The organism is Saccharopolyspora sp. (assembly GCF_017434145.1).
In the GTDB taxonomy this organism is placed as follows: domain Bacteria; phylum Actinomycetota; class Actinomycetes; order Mycobacteriales; family Pseudonocardiaceae; genus Saccharopolyspora_C; species Saccharopolyspora_C galaxeae.
This window is the reverse complement of record NZ_JAFRFW010000446.1, coordinates 1-16,522: the sequence shown is the minus strand read 5'-3', so window position 1 is coordinate 16,522 and position 16,522 is coordinate 1. Positions and strand designations below refer to the sequence as shown.

Genomic DNA, 16,522 nt, shown 5'->3' with positions numbered 1-16,522 from the left:
GCCAGGGCGATAACGGCTTGGTCAACTCAGTCATCACAACGACCCCGATTCTTCGTGCAGTGCCTTGATGAACTCTACTGAGTCATCGTCGCCCAGCGCCCTGGCCGAGAGATCGTTCACCGCAGCCTGGTGAGCGGCGACAGCCTTGGGGTTACTGGTGAACGACGCGGTGAAGTAGGACTCGATGTGCACCAGAGGTAGAGCGTTGTCGTCGTAGTCGAACAACATGAACTCGCCGTGGTGCGCGGCGTGCAACGTCTCGGCGCCGGACCTCAACACGCGGATCGAGATGTTGGTCCGGTTCGCGGCCGCGACCAAGTGGTCCAACTGGTTCGCCAGGACGTCGCGGCCACCTATCGGCTCGCGTAGCGCGTACTCACCGATGATCGCGAGCAACCGCGGCGCGTCCTTCCGTCGCAAGATTTCCTGGCGCTGCAAGCGAAGCCCGAGCTTGCTATCCCGTTCCTCGGGCTCCCAGCTTTGCAGCACCGCACTCGCGTACTCGCGGGTCTGCAACAGGCCCGGGATCACCAGCGGCGCGACTTCGACGATGTTCGCGGCAGTGCTCTCGAACTCGGCCAGCGTGGCGAGTTCCTGGTGGATGCCCCTGCCGTAGGTGCTCAGCGTGCTGTCGTCAGCGGCGCTGTGCGCCTCGCGCGCTTGTTCCAGGATGCGTTCGGTCTCGCTGCGGGAGACGGAGAGCTTGCCGAGGTAGCGCGCGATCTCTTCCAACGACGGCAGAATCTCGCCGCTTTCGTAGCGCAGCAGTCGTGTTTTGGCGATCTCCAGGCGTGCCGCCAGCGCCCTGGTCGTGACTCGATCTTGTTCGCGCTTCTTGCGCAGCTCGTAGCCGACCGCGCGGGCTCGCGGGCCGCCACCGGGGATCTTGGCCATGCACGAATCTTAAGAGTCGAGACGGCTTCACCTTTGCGACCCCATGACCAGCATTGATCCACTCGATCAGGGCATTGCGGCCAGATCGGCAACACTGGCTTAATTTGGTCCACGGACCGAACGGTCCATGGACCAGAAAACGACCGCTTGCGGCGACGGCCTTTCCCTCCCCGGCCTGGCGCGCAGCGGTTCGCGGGGTCGGTGAGCATCCCCCGGCATCGGCTCACCGGCCCCGCACTTTCCGAAAGGCGGTTTCGATGCCGTATCCGTTTCACTGGGTTCCGGCCGCTGGGCAGCGGCACGCCACACTCGATGCGCGACCGGGTGGCGGGTATCCGACCGGGATTTCCGTGGAAACTTTATGCGGGGTGCAAATTTGCGCGGATAACTCGGAGTTCGGATGGCTATGGCCTACCTGCCCAGAATGCGCGCCGGAAACGCGGCGGCTCGCCGAGGAATACGCGGCCGCGCCGAAACCGCTGTTCGGATGACCGCGCAGGGCTGGATGAGCAGCGTCTACAGCGCGACCTGGCACCGGATCACCTCCGGTGGCGGTGCGCCGGTCGCGGCGTGCGGCCATCGGCTCTACGGGCCGGTGCATCGCAGGCTCGACGCCCCGGCGGACGACGACGCGCGGCGCATTTGCTCCGACTGCCGAAAAAGCGAGGGTCGATCGGGCCTTGCAGCGCATCCGGAAGGAAGGCGCAGCACAGGCGAATAGGTGCACTCGCAACCGTTTCTTCAGAAAACAAATCGTCACCTGCGGTGAGCAGGTCGCGACGATCTGATCCGACGGCGGAGCCGGCGTTATCACGTTCGGCGCAACGACTCGACTAAAGGAGGTAGTGAAAGCTGGTCCAGCGCCCCCAAAATAGTGAGAGCCGCTGAAGGTTGCGGTGATCTGGCTTACCCCTGGGGATGATCGGGAGGGCGGCCGGTGGGTCAGCGGACTCGTCGGGGCCGGCCGCTTTCCCCGCTCACGGGAAGCTCCCGAGCGAAGTTGATCACGATTCACCACTCGATCGGTCGACGCCACTTGAAGCCGGGCGGTACACGCGGTTCAGTCATCCAGACCGCACAGCCCGAAGTGGACAGGACGACATGTGGCCGAACGGCGAACCGACCGATGACCTCCGATGGCGGATTCCCTGCCGCGACTCCGGCGGCGAGAATCGCACCGTATCGGTGCTGGTCATGGGCGATCGAGTGGCCGTCGTGCTGCCGCCGGGAGACACGGTGATCTTCGACGCGGACGAGGCCGACGACTTCGCCGCCCTGCTGGACGAGGCCACCGGGCACACCGACACCACCTGATCCTGGAGGGCTCGTGGCGCTGATCGACTCGGACCTGAGCTTCGACCCCCGCGACCCCTACTTCCCAGTGCCCGGCACCGACCTGCGCTGGGCGGTGCAGATCTTCACCACCGGCAACGGTTACGGCCTCGACGCCGCGAGCGCGCAGCCGCACGACGGTGGAGTGCGTTGCGACCGGCTCGCGCTGCTCGGGCAGCAGCGGACCAGCGAAGGTGGCGCGGACATCGAACTCCGCCGCACCGGCGACCACCTGGAGTGGTCGATCAACGTGCGCCACCCGGAACCGGTGAAGGCGGTCAAGCTCCTGCTGACCGGGCTGCCCGCGAGCACGCGCGGCGGCTGGTGGGCGGCGAACACCCCGCGCGGGCACGCGCACGGGGTCGACGGGCAGCGGTTCCAGCTCGAATATCCCGGGCCGGACTGGGCGACACCTTGGGTGGCCGCCGGAGATCTGACGCTCAGCGTGCGGGATCGGTTGGTGCGGCGGCAGATCCTGCACGTCCACCAGCCCGCCTACGCTTCGGCGCCGATCGCCGAGCTGGTGCACGTCGCACCGGCCTCGAACCGCACGACGACCTACCAGGTTCCGCCGATCCTGTTGCGCCACAACGTTTCCGCACCCGAAGCCGACCTCGCGGATCACATGTCCTTTGTGGACCGAACGCATCAGCTGGTGCCCTGGGAACAGCGAACCGACGTGCCGGAGTGGCTGCGCGACATCGCACTCGTGGTCACGCTGCACGGCCAGCACTGGACCGGCTACGTGTTCAACACCTTCCCCGCGATGGCCGAAGCGCTGCGGTTCATCACCCGGCACATCGACGGACACCGGGTGCTCGCCTACCTGCCCGGATGGGAAGGCCGCTACTACCACGACTACCCGAGCTACCGGCCGGGCGAAGACCTCGGCGGCGCGGCCGGCCTGCACGCGTTAGCGGGCACGGCGCGCGAGCTCGGAGTCCGGCTGATGCCGATGTTCGGCGGGCACGGCGCGAACGTCGCGCAATACCCGGACTGGGAGCGCGCGGTGTTCCGCAACGACACCGATCGCTACGTGGAACTGCTGAACCGGCCGGACTGGGACTCCGACCGCAGCGGCGAAGGTGATCAGGTGTTCCTCAACCCCGGCGAACCGGGATTCCGGGAGCACCTGGTGGAATCCGTCTCCGCCGTCGTGTCCGAGTTCGGCGTGGACGCGGCGTTCTTCGACACCGTCGGCTACTGGTTCAACGACCCGCGGCACGAACTCGTGGACGGCTACCGGCGCCTCGCCGACGAGCTGCGGCGCAGGCACCCGGGCCTGCTGCTGGCCGCGGAAGGCTGGTGGGACGCGCTGTCCGGGATCTTCCCGCTCAGCCAGCAGTGGTTCGGAGTCGACCGCGACCTGCGACTGCCGCAGGTGCTCACCCGCTACGCGCGCACCACCGGGCACCTCGCGGAAGGCACCCCGGGCCGCGGAAGCACCGGGGTGCACGAGAAAGGTTTCGTGCCGCGCCCGCCCGACGTCGAACGCGCCGGGCACATCCCGGTCGTGGGCATCGCCGACGACACGCTGCCCGCGCACGCCGACGAAGTCGCCGCCATCGCCCGCTGGGCGCAGCAGCACGCACCGCGCTGAACTGGTTTCGCACGGCCGCGGATCAGCGAGAACCAACGCACTGCTGCGGCCCGGTGAACGGCGGGCCACCGCGCACGATGGCCCGTCCGCGCGAGCCTCACATCGAACGCCGGCCGGACAGTGCGCGGCCGAGCGTCAGTTCGTCGGCGAATTCCAGGTCGCCGCCCATCGGCAGGCCGGAAGCCAGCCGCGTCACGTTCAGCCCGGGGAAGTCCCGCAGCATCCGCACCAGGTACGTCGCCGTGGCCTCCCCCTCGGTGTTCGGGTCCGTCGCGATGATCACCTCGGTGATCTCGTCCTGCCCGATGCGGGCCAGCAGCTGGCGCACCCGCAACTGGTCGGGGCCGACCCCGGACAACGGGTCCAGCGCGCCGCCCAGCACGTGGTAGCGGCCCTTGAACTCGCGGGTGCGTTCCACCGCGAGCACGTCCTTGGGTTCCTCCACCACGCACACCAAGGTCGGATCACGCCGGGCGTCCTGGCAGATCCGGCAGCGCTCCTGCTCCGCGACGTTGCCGCAGACCTCGCAGAAGACCACGCCCTCCTTGACCTTCTGCAGGGCCTCCTCCAGCCGCGTCACGTCCGCAGGTTCCGCCGCGAGCAAGTGGAAGGCGATGCGCTGCGCGCTTTTCGGACCGACGCCCGGCAGCCTGCCGAGCTCGTCGATCAAGTCCTGGACCGGACCCTCGTACACCGCGCTCCCTCGTCACATGCCGGGCAGGCCGAGCCCGCCCTGGCCGCCCAGCGCGCCGGTGACCGGCCCCATCTTGTCCGCCTGCAGCTGCTGCGCGGCGTTGTTCGCGTCCCGCACCGCCGCGACCACCAGGTCCGCGAGCGTTTCGGTGTCCTCGGGGTCGGCGGCCTTCGGGTCGATGGTCATCGACTTGAGCTCGCCGGTACCGCTGACCACCGCCGAGACCAGGCCGCCGCCCGCGGTGCCGGTGGCTTCCGCGTCGGCGAGTTCCTGCTGCGCGGTCATCAGCTGCTGCTGCATCTGCTGCGCCTGTTCCATGATCTGCTGCATGTTCGGCTGCTCGCCACCCGGTTGCACTGTGGTCCTCCCAGAGCTGTTCTCGTCTCGCCGCTGGGTCCGCCGGTCGAGCCGACCCCAACGCGGGCGCGCGCCCTTGCCGGGCACATCCGCAAGGGTAGTCGTGACCCGCGCGGAGGCCGCGCAACCACTCCCGCAGATCCGCCGCCGCGATCACCCGGCCGCTGGCGGGCCGCTCCAGGCGCATCGGACGAACCCAGCATTCGCGGCACTTCGATCAGCAGCGGAACCGGTGCGCCACAGCACGCATAGTGCGTGACAAGGTGAGCGGCATGGCGGTGGACTTGGCAAGGTTGCTGGGACTGACGAGCTGGCGGGCGTTCGACGTGGACGACGCGGGCCGGGTGCTCGCCGGATCCGACGAATCCGGCTCGACCCAGCTCGTCGAGCTGTCCCCGCTCGGCAAGAACGTCCCGATCACCGCCCTTTCCGGCGCCGTCAGCGGCCGCTACCTGCCCGGTGAGCGGGCCGCGGTGATCCAGCACGACACCGGCGGCAACGAACGCGGCCAGCTGTCGCTGCTGCGGCTGGACCGGCGCCGCACCAAGCCGGCCGAACTCGGCGAACTGCAGCCGCTGGTGCGCGACTCGCGGTACGTGCACCGGCTGCTCGACGTGCTGCCCGGCCGGCTCGTGTACTCCACCAACCGCCGCAACGGCGTCGACTTCGACGTGGTGATCCGCAGTGCGCTCACCGGCGCGGAGCAGGTCGTCTACGACCGCGGCGGCATGGTGCAGGAAGTCGTCGCCACCCCGGACAGCCAGTACCTGGCCTTGACGCTGCCCGGCAACAAGCCGATGTCCGACCAGATCGTGCGGGTCAACACCATGCCCGCCACCGAAGGCGACCAGGTTCGCGCGGTCACCGGTGCCGACCGGCACGCCCGCTGCACCCACCTGCGGTGGATGCCCGACGACTCCGGCCTGGTCGTGAGCACGAACGCGGACCGGGACCACACCGGCGTCGCCCGGATCCACCCGCGCACCGGGAAGCTGACGTGGCTGGTCACCTCCGACGAGCACGACCTGATCGGCTGGCTCTCGCCGGACGGTCGGACGCTGCTGGTGCACACCAACGACGACGGGACGTCCCGGCTCAGCCTGCACGACGCCGCGACCGGCGAGCTGCGCCAACAGCTGCGGCTGCCCTCCGACGGGTGGTGCACCTTCCCGCTGCCGTCGCCGGTGTGGTCGCCGAACTCGCGGCTGGCGGTCCTCTCGTTCAGCGCCCCGGACCAGCCTGGCGACGTGCTGATGATCGACATCGCCGAAGGCACCGTGCACAAGCTGACCGAATCGGCCGGTCCGCTGGCGGGCGAACGGCTGGTCACGCCCACCGCGCACCGGGTGCCGACACCGGACGACGAGCGGGTGCCGTGCTTCGCCTACTCGCCGCCGGAGCCCACCGGTTCCTCGGTGCTGATCATCCACGGCGGGCCGGAAGGCCAGTCGGTGCGCACGTTCAGCCCGATCGCGCAGGCGCTGGCCGCGCAGGGCCACACCGTGCTGGTGCCGAACGTGCGCGGCTCCACCGGCTACGGGAAGCGCTGGTACAGCGCCGACGACGCGCGGGAACGGCTGGTTTCGGTGCGCGACCTGGCCGCCGTGCACGACTGGCTGGGCACGCTCGGGCTGGACCCGGCGCGGGCCGCGCTGTGGGGCGGTTCCTACGGCGGGTACATGGTGCTGGCCGGGCTGGCGTTCCAGCCGCAGCGGTGGGCCGCCGGAGTGGACATCGTCGGGATCTCCTCGCTGCTGACGTTCCTGGAGAACACCTCGCCGTACCGGCGGGCGCACCGGGAGCGCGAGTACGGTTCGCTGGCCGCGGACGCGGACTTCCTGCGCGAGGCCTCACCGTTGACGCACGTCGACGAGATCTCGGCGCCGCTGTTCGTGATCCACGGGGCGAACGATCCGCGGGTGCCGCTGTCGGAAGCCGAACAGGTCGCGGCCGCGGTGCGCGACAAGGGACTGGAGTGCGATCTGCTCGTCTACGACGACGAAGGGCACGGGCTCGCCAAGCGCGGCAACCGGCTGGACGCCTACCCGCGGGCGATGGAGTTCCTGCGCAGGCACCTGGGCTGAGCCCCGGCGGCCTCAGTCGTCGATGCGGCGCGCGCCGAGTTCGGCGGTGAACAGCTCGACGGCTTCCGCCTCCCGGTTCCGCTTCGGCGCGGCATCGGCCGCCGAGGCGGGCGACGAGCCGGCGATCATGGATTCTTCGTCCTCCTCTTCCGGCGGCTGCGGAGGAGGCGGCGGTGCGGGCTCTTCCGGAGGGGGCTCGTCGTCCGGCGGCGGTTCCGGCGGCGGCGGGATGTCGTCCGAGGACGACCTGGCGCGTCCGCCGTTGCGCTGCCCGCTCGCCTGCGCGGTCCCGCCGCGCTGGTCCTGCTTGCCCTGGTCCGGGTTCGGGCCGCGCCGGCCGTTCTGGCCCTCGCTCGGCGGCTGACCACCGCTGCGCTGCTGCTCAGGACGCTGCTGCTCAGGACGCTGCTGCTCGGGACGCTGGGTCTGCTGCCGCTGCGGAGCCGGTCGCTGCTGCGACTGCCGCTGCTGCGCGGATGCCTGCTGACCGGCTTCACCGGCCTCCACGCACTGCACCTCGTACTCGCCGTCGGGACCGAGCACCTCGCGCATCGCGTCCCGCACGAACTCGATCCGGTGCTGCTGGGCGAACTGTTTGACCAGGCCGGACGTGGGCATCGACAGCACCAGCGTGCCGTCGGAGAAGTCCTGCACGATGGCGTTGAGCAGCAACGCCTGCGTCGGCCGGTTGCGCTTGGCCACGGCCTGCAGCAGCGCCGTCCACACCTGGCGGACCTTGACCGCGTCGAACCCGCTCGACTGGGGCTGGCTCGGCTGGTCCTGAGTCGGCTGGGCCTGGTTCGCCTGCGCCTGCTCCGGCTGAGCCACCGCGGCCTCCGGCGGATCGGAGTGCACCGGCTCTTCCGGCGGCGGAGCCGCCCTGGGCACCGAACTCTCCTGCGGCCGCTTACCCGCGGAATCCGGCGTCCCCGCGGGCGCTGCCGGAGCAGCAGCTTGCGCGGCCTGCTTCTCCGGCCCGCTCCCGGCCTGCTCGGAACCCGCTTCCTGCGCGTTGTCCTGCCGCTCGCTGGGCCGCTGGTAAACCCGCCGCGAATCCTCCGCGGCAGCGCCCTCCGCGGGCGGCCCCAGCGTCATCCGCCGCTCGACCTGCTCGATCCGTTGCAGCAGCGCGCCTTCCGACTCGGACACGGTCGGCAGCATCATCCGCGCGCAGAGCAGCTCCAGCAGCAGCCGCGGCGCGGTGGCACCGCGCATGTCCTGCAGCCCGGTGTGCACGATCTCCGCGAACCGGGACAGCGTGGCCGCGCCGAGCTGCTCGGCCTGGCTCTGCATCTTGGTGAGCTCGTCGCCCGCGGTGTCCAGCAGCCCCCGCTGCGCCGCGTCCGGCACCGCGTGCAGCAGCACCAGATCGCGCAGCCGGTCCAGCAGGTCGGAGGCGAACCGCCGCGGATCGTGCCCGGCCTCCACCAGCCGGTCCACCGTGCCGTAAACGGCCGCACCGTCCTCGGCCGCGAGCGCGTCGACCATGTCGTCGATCAGCGCCACGTCGGTGACGCCGAGCAGCGCGACCGCGCGGTCGTAGGTGACGCCCTCGTCGCCCGCCCCGGCCAGCAGCTGGTCCAGCACGCTGAGGGTGTCCCGCGCGGAACCCCCACCGGCCCGGATCACCAGCGGATACACCGCGGGCTCGACGCGGACGCCCTCGTCGCCGCAGATCGTCTCCAGCAGCTCCCGCATCACCCCGGGCGGCATCAGCCGGAACGGGTAGTGGTGCGTTCGGGAGCGGATGGTGGTCAGCACCTTGTCCGGTTCGGTCGTGGCGAACACGAAGATGAGGTGCTCCGGCGGCTCCTCCACGATCTTGAGCAGGGCGTTGAAGCCCTGCGTGGTGACCATGTGGGCCTCGTCGATGACGAAGATGCGGTAACGGGACTGCGCGGGCGCGAAGAACGCGCGGTCCCGCAGCTCGCGGGTGTCGTCGACGCCGCCGTGGCTGGCCGCGTCGAGCTCGATCACGTCGACGCTGCCGCCGCCCTCCGGGGCCAGCGCCACGCACGAGTCGCACTCGCCGCACGGGTCCGGCGTCGGGCCCTGCGCGCAGTTCAGCGAGCGCGCCAGGATCCGGGCGCTGGAGGTCTTGCCGCAGCCGCGCGGCCCGGAGAACAGGTAGGCGTGGTTGATCCGCTGCGCGCCCAGCGCGGTCCGCAGCGGCTCGGTGACGTGCTCCTGCCCGACGACCTCAGCGAAGGTCGCCGGACGGTACTTGCGGTAAAGGGCGAGCGCCACGGTCGAGACCCTACGCGGTGCCACTGACGATCCGGATCCGGGCGAGGTCCGCCGCGGCCGGGGAGAAAGTAGGCGGGACCCCGTGCACCCGCCAGAGCCCGCTTACCCTTGCTGCCTCTCGGCCCTGGGGGAGTTCACAGGATGGACGCCGCACGGAGTCCCGCAGATAGTGTAACCCCCGCCGCGCGGCATCCGAACCCCACCCGTCCGGATCATCGAGCGTGCCGGTTATCGCCGGATAAGTCGTTTTCGGGCATCATCATCGCCATGACTCCGCGGATCTCATCGCGCCTCGGCCGCCGCCTGCTGGTGACCGGCGGCGCCGCCGTCGCGCTCGCCCTGACCGCCTGCACCCCGCCCGGGCAGCCTTCGCAGCAGCCGCCCGGCCCCGGCACTCCCCCGCCTCCGCAGCCCGAGACCCCGGGCGCGCACGCGCAGTCCGGCTCGTTCAGCGGGACGCTGGCCGAACCCGGCGGGCAGGGCAACGCGTTCACCTACGACCCGGCGGCCGCTCCGGTCGGCGCGCACGTCGAGACGCAGGTCCACGGCTCGCCGGAAGCCACGACCGTGAACTTCAAGGTGGACGGTTTCCAGCCGAACCGCGGTTACGCGGTGCACGCGCACGTCAACCCGTGCGGGCCGACCGGCGACGCGGCGGGGCCGCACTTCCAGAACCGGCAGGACCCGGCGGCCTCGCCGCAGAAACCGTCGACCGACCCGGCCTTCGCCAACCCGCAGAACGAGATCTGGCTCGACCTGGGCACCGACGCGCAAGGATCCGGCGAGGCGACCACGCAGGTCCCGTTCGGCTTCACCGAACGCGCCCCGAAGTCGATCATCGTGCACGAGGCGCAGCAGACCTCCACCGGGCCCGGCGAGGCCGGCAAGGCCGGTGGAAGGTCGGCCTGCCTGAACATCGAGTCCTGAGCCGGCGGGCCGGTCGGTCGCGAACCGGCCGGCCGTGCAGGAGCCCCGTTTGCCGCGTGACCGGTTGCGATCCGTTCCGCCGGTGCCGCCGAGCCCCCTGCGCCGAACGGCGCGACCGCTCACGTACACTTCCGTGCGGAGGATTGGCCGAGCGGCCTAAGGCGCACGATTGGAAATCGTGTTGGGTTAACAGCCCTCACGGGTTCGAATCCCGTATCCTCCGCAGGTCGAAAGGGCCGGGCACGATAGGTGCCCGGCCCTTTTGCTGGCTCGGTCGGCGAATTCGGTCGAGCCGCACCGGTTCCGCCGGTGCCGAGCGGTGCCTAGTCCGGTCCGCGCAAGCCGAGTCCGGCCAAGTATTCCTCGACCTCGGCACGCACCCGCGAGACGCATTCGTCGTACGCGGCGGCCGCGGCCGCCACTCCCGGCAGTCCCGCCACTCGCGCGTGGAAACCGTCCTGATCGTCCCGTTCGACGATCACGAGGTACTCCCGCCCAGCGATCCGCATGTCCCCACCTTCGACCCGGCACCCCCGGTCCCTGAACCCCCGCCACTCGTTCGGCGGCCACCTTTCGACGGAGCCCGTCAGGAGGCCGATCGGACGCAGAGCCCGTCGAGGATCGCGGGCAGCAGCCGTTCGGCGGCCGCACCCCGGTCCGCCTCGGAGAACGGCGAGGTCAGCGCGGCCTCGACCATTTCGAAGACCAGCACCAGATCGGCCGGTTCGAGGTCGGCGCGGATCTGACCGTCCGCCTGCGCCCGCCGGAACGCCGGAGTGAGCGCGCCGATCAGCGAGTCGACGTAGCGGCGCTGATCACGGGAGGACAGCTCGCGGAACAGCTGCACCAGCGGGCGCCGCGCGATCTGGTCGGCCAGCACCAGGTGCATCAAGCAGCGGAAGTCGACCTCTTCGCCGTCCGCGTCGGCGACACTGCGCAGCATCCCGATCTGCTGCGCTGCGACGGCCGCGCCGAGCGCTTGCCGGTCGGGGAAGTGCCGGTAGACGGTGGCCCGCCCGAGACCGGCGCGGCGCGCGATCTCCGCGAGCGGAACCACCTCGGTGCCCTGCGCGAACGCCGCGTCGGCGACCCGCAGGATGGCCTGCCGGTTGCGGCGGGCATCGGTGCGCCGGGACCTCACAGCCGGCGACCTCGCTGTTGCCACACGAAGCCCGATGTTACTCGCGCGTAGTGAGATCAGCGACCCGTTCTTTCTCTCGGTTCAGCTCCATACACTCCCGCCCCGACAGTGATCAGCCGGCGTCCCGCAGTGATCAGGAGCAGCAGAGTTCTCCCGCCGATCCTCACGTGCGGCGGCCGGCTCACCGCGCGAGGAGCGACTATGCCTGCACTGAGCCGACGTTCCGTGCTCGCCGGCGCTGCGGCCGCCACCGGGCTGTCCGTCGTCGGTGGTCCGACGGCGCTGGCCGGGCCCGCCCGCCGGATCCCGGTGACGCGCGAGGAGCAACGCGTCGTGGTCATCGGATCCGGTTTCGGCGGCGGCGTGACAGCGCTGCGCTTCGCCCAGGCCGGGGTGCCGGTGCTGGTGCTGGAGCGCGGGATCCGCTGGCCGAGCGGGCCGAACGCGGAGACGTTCCCGCGCCCGACCTCGCCGGACGAGCGGATGTCCTGGGTCGGTTCGACGCCGTCGCTGTTCGGGGTTCCGGTGCTGCCGCTCAAGCCCTACACCGGGCTGCTGGAGCAGGTGCCCGGCAACGGGATGGACATCATGTGCGCCGCGGGCGTCGGTGGCGGTTCGCTGGTGTACCAGGGGATGACGCTGCAGCCCACCGCGGAGGTGTTCAACGCCAACTTCCCCGAACAGCTCGATTACGCCCGCATGGACCGGATTCACTACCCGCGGGTGGCCAAGATGCTGCGGCTGCGGACGGCGCCGGACGAGCTGATCAACAGCAAGACCTACAAGGCATCGCGGGTGTTCGCCCGCAACGTCGAGCAGGCCGGCTATCCGCTCTCGAAGATCCCGATGCCGATCGACTGGGACTACGCGCTGCGCGAGCTGCGCGGCGAGATGAAGCCGTCCTACACCAACGGCGACTGCGCGTTCGGCGTGAACAACGGCGGGAAGAACTCGATCGACGTCACCTACCTCGCCGAGGCGGAAGCGACCGGCCGGGTCACCGTCGCGACGCAGCACAACGTCACCGACGTGGCGATGCGCTCCGACGGCGGCTGGGAGGTTCACGTCGACCGGATCCACACCGACGGAACTGTGCTGGAAAAGAAGATCATCACGACGAAGGCGCTGGTCATGGCGGCCGGAACGGCCGGGACGACCAGGTTGCTGATGCGCTCGGCGGCGAAGGACCAGATCCCGGACATGCCGGACGGCCTGGGCACCAACTGGGGTTCCAACGGCGACCGCATCTACACCTGGACGAACTTCGCGGACGATTTCGGCGCGCCCCAAGGCGGTCCGGTCGTCTACGGCAGCTTGGAGTGGGATGACCCCGCGCGGGCGAACACGGTCATCCAGGCTTCGCTGCCGCCGCTGCCGGACCTGCGCACCACGATGCTCGTCGGCTACGGCGTGAGCCAGGGGCGCGGCGAGTTCGTCTACGACTCCGCCAAGGACGACGCGGTGCTGCAGTGGCCCGGCAACCCCGACGCCGAGCTGGCGAAGCACATCGACGAGCGGGTTTCCCGAGTCGCGGGCCGAGGCGCCGTCCGGCTCGACACGACCTCGCTGGTGCCCAACACCTGGCACCCGCTGGGCGGGGCATCGATGGGCACGGTCTGCGACCTCGCCGGCCGCGTCCGGGGCCACCGCGGGCTCTACGTGCTGGACGGCGCGCTGATGCCGGGCAACAGCGCGGCGTGCAACCCCTCGATGACCATCGCCGCGCTCGCCGAGCGCGCCACGGACGAACTGATCGCCAACGACGTGGACGTGGTGTTCTGACGCCCCGGAAACGCTGATTCGAATTGGTCGCGCACGACGGCGTGCGCAGCTCAACGAGGAGTTCCAATGCAGCGCAACCTCCGCCCATTGCGCGCCTGGCGCGTGCTCATCGCAGCCGTCGCACTGCTGTTGTCAGCGCCTTCCGCGACAGCGATCGCCGCACCGGAACAGCGCCCGCCGGGCAAGCCGGACGACACCTTCTACACACCACCGAATCCGCTACCGGAAGGCGTCAGCGGCGATGTGATCCGCTGGCAGGAACTGCCCCGGCAATTCAACGTCCGGACCTACCTGGTGCTGTACCGCTCGGAGTCCGCCACCGGCGAGCCGATAGCCGTGTCCGGGAGAATTCTTGTACCGGATGTTCCGCAGAATCCGGACGAACCGCGGCCGATCGTGTCGCTGGCGAGCGGGACGCGCGGCGTCGGCGACAGCTGCGCCCCGTCGAAGTTCCAACCGGACTACGAGCGGCCGCTGGTCGAACCGATGCTGCAACGCGGCTGGGCGGTGGCGATCACCGACTACGAAGGGCTCGGAACTCCCGGCGGGCACACCTACGTCGTCGGCCGGTCCGAAGGCCGCACCGTGATCGACGCCGCGCGCGCCGCCACCCGCCTGCCCGCGACCGGACTGAGCTCCGACTCGCCGGTGGCGTTCTCCGGCTACTCGCAGGGCGGCGGCGGTGCGGCATGGGCGGGTGAGCTCGCACCGGAGTACGCACCCGAGATGAACGTCGTCGGCGTCACCGGCGGCGGCGTGCCCGCCGACCTCCAAGCGGTGTCCCGGCAGCTCGACGGCAACGTCGGTTTCGGCTTCCTGCTGATGTCCGCCTTCGGCCTGGACAGCGCCTACCCCGAACTCGATCTCCAGTCGTTCCTCAACGACAAGGGCCGCGAGACGTACGAGTCCGAGCAGGGCGCCTGCGTGGATGCGGTGTTCGGCCACGCCTTCCAGCGCATCAGTGACTTCACGACCAGCAACCCGCTGGCGGATCCCCGCTGGCAGGCCCGGCTGGAGCAGAACAAGCTCGGCTCCGCCCGGCCGCAAGCGCCGGTCTACCTGTTCCACGGCAACGCCGACGAACTCATCCCGCTGGACCAGGCGGCGGATTTGCGCGACCAGTACTGCCGGGCGGGCTCCGAGGTCTCCTGGAAGACGTTCCCGGGCGAGCACGTCAGCACGATGATCACCGCAGCGGGCAGCGTGGTCGACTACCTCGCCGACCGCTTCGAGGGCGAACCCGCACCCAACGCCTGCTGACCCCTGCATACCGAAGCCGGTCCCCGCGCACTGCGGGGACCGGCTCGTGCGCTGCACTGCCTGCGGCATCCCTTCGGCAGCATCATTCGCTGTGGCACCGTGCGCGTGCTGACCTACGCCCGAGGGACACCCGCCATGCTGTACGTCACCGCAGGACTCGCAGTGCTGCTATTGGTGCTCAGCCTCGCTGCCCGAACCGGCACACGCCGTGCTGATCCAGCCGCACAGCGAAGCTGGTACCTGGCCGCCTCAGCAGTCGGCGTACTCACGGCCTTTTCCGCACTTCTTGCTGTTTTCACCGAGTAGCACGGCCCTGGCACCAGCGACGACGTGTAAGCGGCGAGCGCCCGCCCGAGGGCCGGACGAGACCAAAACTGAGACCAACGACGAAGAGCCGGTCCCCGCTGCTCGCGGGAACCGGCTCTGACCGGCGGTAGCGGTGGGATTCGAACCCACGGAGGCTCTCACCTCACGCGATTTCGAGTCGCGCTCCTTAGGCCGCTCGGACACGCTACCGCCGACTAGGCTACTGGACGCCGCAGCGATCTCCGCAGACGGGGTCGATGATCACTCACCCTTGCCCGAACCGCGGAACTTGTCCTGCACGTCCTCCGCGGCACCTGCGGCCTTGTCCTTGATGTCCTGGCCGGTTTCCTTCACCTTGCCTTCGGCCTGGTCGCGTTTGCCCGCGTCGCGGAGCTCGTCGTTGCCGCTCGCGCTGCCGGTGGCCTCCTTGGCCCGGCCTGCGAGCTGCTGGGCCTGGTGCTTGACCTTGTCGAACACGCCCATCGGTCACTCCTTCCACTGGGTCCGTGCATCCCCCGGGTACCCAGCATGATCCGGCGGCACGCATCACCGCTGCCGGTCGAAGAAGCCTTCCAGCAGCGCCGCGCACTCGTCGGCGAGCACGCCGCCGACGACCTCCGGGCGATGGTTGGTTCGCCGGTCGCGGACCACGTCCCACAGCGACCCGACCGCGCCGGTGCGCGGCTCCCACACCCCGAACACCACGCGGCTCACCCGCGCGAGCACGAGCGCGCCCGCGCACATCGTGCACGGTTCGACCGTGACGGCGAGGGTGCAGCCGGCGAGCCGCCAGCCGTCGCCGAACGCGGCCGCCGCCTCGCGCAGCGCCAGGATCTCCGCGTGCGCGGTCGGGTCCGCCAGCAGTTCGCGACGGTTGTGCGTGCGGGCCAGGATCGACCCGTCGGGAGCCGCGACGACCGCGCCGATCGGCACGTCTGCGCTGGGCAACGCACCGGGAGCGATGTCGAGGGCCGCGCGCACCAGCTCGGTGTCGCGGTCGTTCACTGGTCCAGCTTCTCCAGCAGCCCGGCGAACTGTTCGCCGAACCCGCAGCGCTGGGCGATCATCTCCAGCTGCTCGTCCGGGTACAGGTCGACCTCTTCGATGATCACCAGCAGTTCGCCCTCGGGCAGGCCGATGTCCGAGAGCAGCGCCAGGTTGCCCTCCGGCCACACCTCGTCGTCGTCCTCGTCCGGGGTGTCCGCGCGCAGCAGGTCCAGCACGTCGGCGGCGATGTCGTAGTCGAGCGCCGCCGCGGCGTCCGACAGCAGCAGGTCCACGCCGCCCGGCACCGGCCGGATCAGCACGAAGAACTCGTCGTCCACGTTGCACATGCCGAACACCGCGCCGGTGGAGCGCAGATCGCGCAACGCCGTGATGGTGGCGTCCAACCCGCTCAGCACCGAGCTGTCCAAGGCGCTGCACCGCCACCGGCCGTCCTCTCGCACGACGGCAACGGCGAAGCCCGCGACCGGCTCCTGCCCTGTCATGTGCACACCGTAAATCGTGCGGGTGCCCCCCGAAAGCACTATTGCGCGCTCGTGACCTTCCGCACCGCGATCGAGTCCGAACGACCCTCGACCGGGTGGGGCGCCGGGGTGCGGCGGTCCGGCAGGATGTGACCATGCGTGCCGTTTGCGTGATCGGACTGGGATTGATCGGCGGCTCCGTGCTGCGGGCCGCGGCCGCCGCCGGGCGAACCGGATGGGGCTCGACGAACTCCGATGCGGACGCCGAAGCGGCGCGCGCCGAGGGCCACGACGTTCTCGGTACCGAGGACGCGCTGCGGCGAGCCGCCGAGCAGGACGCGCTGGTCGTCGTCGCCACCCCGCTCACCGCGGTGCGGTCGGTGCTGCGCAAGATCGCCTGGCACGCGCCGGAGGCCCGGCTCACCGACG

The 16,522-nt window shown here is 70.3% G+C and carries 17 protein-coding genes, 2 tRNA genes and 1 other RNA gene; 9 read left to right on the top strand and 11 right to left on the bottom strand.

Translation table 11 applies throughout. The features are described from left to right. Window positions 1–33 precede the first annotated feature (33 nt). Window positions 34–894 carry a helix-turn-helix transcriptional regulator gene (locus tag IJH84_RS12350; RefSeq protein ID WP_295144266.1) on the bottom strand — a complete coding sequence of 287 codons (861 nt, stop codon included), beginning with the start codon at window positions 892–894 and terminating at the stop codon, window positions 34–36. A gap of 257 nt (window positions 895–1,151) precedes the next feature. On the opposite strand from IJH84_RS12350, the gene IJH84_RS12345 reads away from it, so the two are divergent. The 3 genes from IJH84_RS12345 to IJH84_RS12335 all read left to right on the top strand — a co-directional run bounded on the left by IJH84_RS12345 (window position 1,152) and on the right by IJH84_RS12335 (window position 3,826). Continuing rightward, entirely contained in the window at window positions 1,152–1,385 is a 234-nt protein-coding gene (locus IJH84_RS12345) for a zinc finger protein (RefSeq protein ID WP_295144263.1), read from the top strand. Then, window positions 1,382–1,615 (top strand): hypothetical protein, encoded by a 234-nt coding sequence (locus IJH84_RS12340; protein WP_295144260.1) that lies wholly within the window; start codon window positions 1,382–1,384, stop codon window positions 1,613–1,615. The genes IJH84_RS12345 and IJH84_RS12340 overlap by 4 nt, the downstream gene beginning before the upstream one ends. 606 nt (window positions 1,616–2,221) lie before the next feature. Next, window positions 2,222–3,826, top strand: a complete 1,605-nt coding sequence (locus IJH84_RS12335; RefSeq protein ID WP_295144257.1) for a hypothetical protein — start codon at window positions 2,222–2,224, stop codon at window positions 3,824–3,826. Between the two features lie 97 nt (window positions 3,827–3,923). On the opposite strand, the gene recR is transcribed toward IJH84_RS12335, so the two are convergent. Next, a complete protein-coding gene (gene recR / locus IJH84_RS12330) occupies window positions 3,924–4,520 on the bottom strand; it encodes a recombination mediator RecR (RefSeq protein ID WP_200068202.1) in 597 nt (198 codons plus the stop codon). Between the two features lie 12 nt (window positions 4,521–4,532). Beyond that, the gene (locus tag IJH84_RS12325) at window positions 4,533–4,850 is read right to left on the bottom strand and encodes a YbaB/EbfC family nucleoid-associated protein (RefSeq protein ID WP_233626592.1); all 318 of its coding nucleotides are present in this window, start codon (window positions 4,848–4,850) and stop codon (window positions 4,533–4,535) included. 299 nt (window positions 4,851–5,149) lie between these two features. Here IJH84_RS12325 and IJH84_RS12320 point away from each other — a divergent pair, with 299 nt between their 5' ends. Then, the gene (locus IJH84_RS12320; RefSeq protein ID WP_295144251.1) at window positions 5,150–6,961 is read left to right on the top strand and encodes an alpha/beta fold hydrolase; all 1,812 of its coding nucleotides are present in this window, start codon (window positions 5,150–5,152) and stop codon (window positions 6,959–6,961) included. Window positions 6,962–6,973: 12 nt separating this feature from the next. Here the strand turns inward: IJH84_RS12320 and IJH84_RS12315 are convergent, their stop codons facing one another. Continuing rightward, entirely contained in the window at window positions 6,974–9,208 is a 2,235-nt protein-coding gene (locus IJH84_RS12315) for a DNA polymerase III subunit gamma and tau (protein ID WP_295144248.1), read from the bottom strand. A 68-nt stretch (window positions 9,209–9,276) separates the two neighbouring features. Further along, window positions 9,277–9,373: signal recognition particle sRNA small type (gene ffs / locus IJH84_RS12310), an RNA gene on the bottom strand. 102 nt (window positions 9,374–9,475) lie between these two features. Here ffs and IJH84_RS12305 point away from each other — a divergent pair. Next, a complete protein-coding gene (locus tag IJH84_RS12305) occupies window positions 9,476–10,135 on the top strand; it encodes a superoxide dismutase family protein (protein WP_200068198.1) in 660 nt (219 codons plus the stop codon). Window positions 10,136–10,272: 137 nt separating this feature from the next. Next, window positions 10,273–10,358: transfer RNA gene (locus IJH84_RS12300), tRNA-Ser, on the top strand. A 100-nt stretch (window positions 10,359–10,458) separates the two neighbouring features. On the opposite strand, the gene IJH84_RS12295 is transcribed toward IJH84_RS12300, so the two are convergent. Both IJH84_RS12295 and IJH84_RS12290 read right to left on the bottom strand, forming a co-directional pair. Beyond that, a complete protein-coding gene (locus IJH84_RS12295) occupies window positions 10,459–10,644 on the bottom strand; it encodes a hypothetical protein (protein ID WP_295144244.1) in 186 nt (61 codons plus the stop codon). A gap of 77 nt (window positions 10,645–10,721) precedes the next feature. Further along, the gene (locus IJH84_RS12290) at window positions 10,722–11,276 is read right to left on the bottom strand and encodes a TetR/AcrR family transcriptional regulator (protein ID WP_295144241.1); all 555 of its coding nucleotides are present in this window, start codon (window positions 11,274–11,276) and stop codon (window positions 10,722–10,724) included. Window positions 11,277–11,477: 201 nt separating this feature from the next. Here IJH84_RS12290 and IJH84_RS12285 point away from each other — a divergent pair, with 201 nt between their 5' ends. Together IJH84_RS12285 and IJH84_RS12280 are read left to right on the top strand one after the other, a co-directional pair. After that, on the top strand, window positions 11,478–13,058 hold the full coding sequence (locus tag IJH84_RS12285; protein WP_295144238.1) for a GMC oxidoreductase: 1,581 nt from the start codon (window positions 11,478–11,480) through the stop codon (window positions 13,056–13,058). A gap of 66 nt (window positions 13,059–13,124) precedes the next feature. Continuing rightward, entirely contained in the window at window positions 13,125–14,318 is a 1,194-nt protein-coding gene (locus IJH84_RS12280; protein ID WP_295144235.1) for a lipase family protein, read from the top strand. Between the two features lie 431 nt (window positions 14,319–14,749). On the opposite strand, the gene IJH84_RS12275 is transcribed toward IJH84_RS12280, so the two are convergent. The 4 genes from IJH84_RS12275 to IJH84_RS12260 all read right to left on the bottom strand — a co-directional run bounded on the left by IJH84_RS12275 (window position 14,750) and on the right by IJH84_RS12260 (window position 16,114). Continuing rightward, window positions 14,750–14,834: transfer RNA gene (locus IJH84_RS12275), tRNA-Ser, on the bottom strand. Window positions 14,835–14,885: 51 nt separating this feature from the next. Next, window positions 14,886–15,107 (bottom strand): CsbD family protein, encoded by a 222-nt coding sequence (locus tag IJH84_RS12270; RefSeq protein ID WP_200068193.1) that lies wholly within the window; start codon window positions 15,105–15,107, stop codon window positions 14,886–14,888. Window positions 15,108–15,170: 63 nt separating this feature from the next. Further along, window positions 15,171–15,608 (bottom strand): nucleoside deaminase, encoded by a 438-nt coding sequence (locus tag IJH84_RS12265; RefSeq protein ID WP_233626715.1) that lies wholly within the window; start codon window positions 15,606–15,608, stop codon window positions 15,171–15,173. Between the two features lie 17 nt (window positions 15,609–15,625). Further along, window positions 15,626–16,114 (bottom strand): tRNA adenosine deaminase-associated protein, encoded by a 489-nt coding sequence (locus tag IJH84_RS12260; protein ID WP_200068191.1) that lies wholly within the window; start codon window positions 16,112–16,114, stop codon window positions 15,626–15,628. A gap of 134 nt (window positions 16,115–16,248) precedes the next feature. Here IJH84_RS12260 and IJH84_RS12255 point away from each other — a divergent pair. After that, window positions 16,249–16,522: NAD(P)-binding domain-containing protein (locus tag IJH84_RS12255; RefSeq protein WP_295144230.1), on the top strand; the 274-nt coding region annotated here is incomplete at its 3' end.

Bases quoted from the DNA above. Each gene is read 5' to 3' on its own strand.
- IJH84_RS12350 (WP_295144266.1), bottom strand. From the start codon at position 894: ATGGCCAAGATCCCCGGTGGCGGCCCGCGAGCCCGCGCGGTCGGCTAC.
- IJH84_RS12345 (WP_295144263.1), top strand. From the start codon at position 1,152: ATGCCGTATCCGTTTCACTGGGTTCCGGCCGCTGGGCAGCGGCACGCC.
- IJH84_RS12340 (WP_295144260.1), top strand. From the start codon at position 1,382: ATGACCGCGCAGGGCTGGATGAGCAGCGTCTACAGCGCGACCTGGCAC.
- IJH84_RS12325 (WP_233626592.1), bottom strand. From the start codon at position 4,850: ATGCAGCAGATCATGGAACAGGCGCAGCAGATGCAGCAGCAGCTGATG.
- IJH84_RS12320 (WP_295144251.1), top strand. From the start codon at position 5,150: ATGGCGGTGGACTTGGCAAGGTTGCTGGGACTGACGAGCTGGCGGGCG.
- IJH84_RS12305 (WP_200068198.1), top strand. From the start codon at position 9,476: ATGACTCCGCGGATCTCATCGCGCCTCGGCCGCCGCCTGCTGGTGACC.
- IJH84_RS12295 (WP_295144244.1), bottom strand. From the start codon at position 10,644: ATGCGGATCGCTGGGCGGGAGTACCTCGTGATCGTCGAACGGGACGAT.
- IJH84_RS12285 (WP_295144238.1), top strand. From the start codon at position 11,478: ATGCCTGCACTGAGCCGACGTTCCGTGCTCGCCGGCGCTGCGGCCGCC.
- IJH84_RS12280 (WP_295144235.1), top strand. From the start codon at position 13,125: ATGCAGCGCAACCTCCGCCCATTGCGCGCCTGGCGCGTGCTCATCGCA.
- IJH84_RS12270 (WP_200068193.1), bottom strand. From the start codon at position 15,107: ATGGGCGTGTTCGACAAGGTCAAGCACCAGGCCCAGCAGCTCGCAGGC.
- IJH84_RS12260 (WP_200068191.1), bottom strand. From the start codon at position 16,114: ATGACAGGGCAGGAGCCGGTCGCGGGCTTCGCCGTTGCCGTCGTGCGA.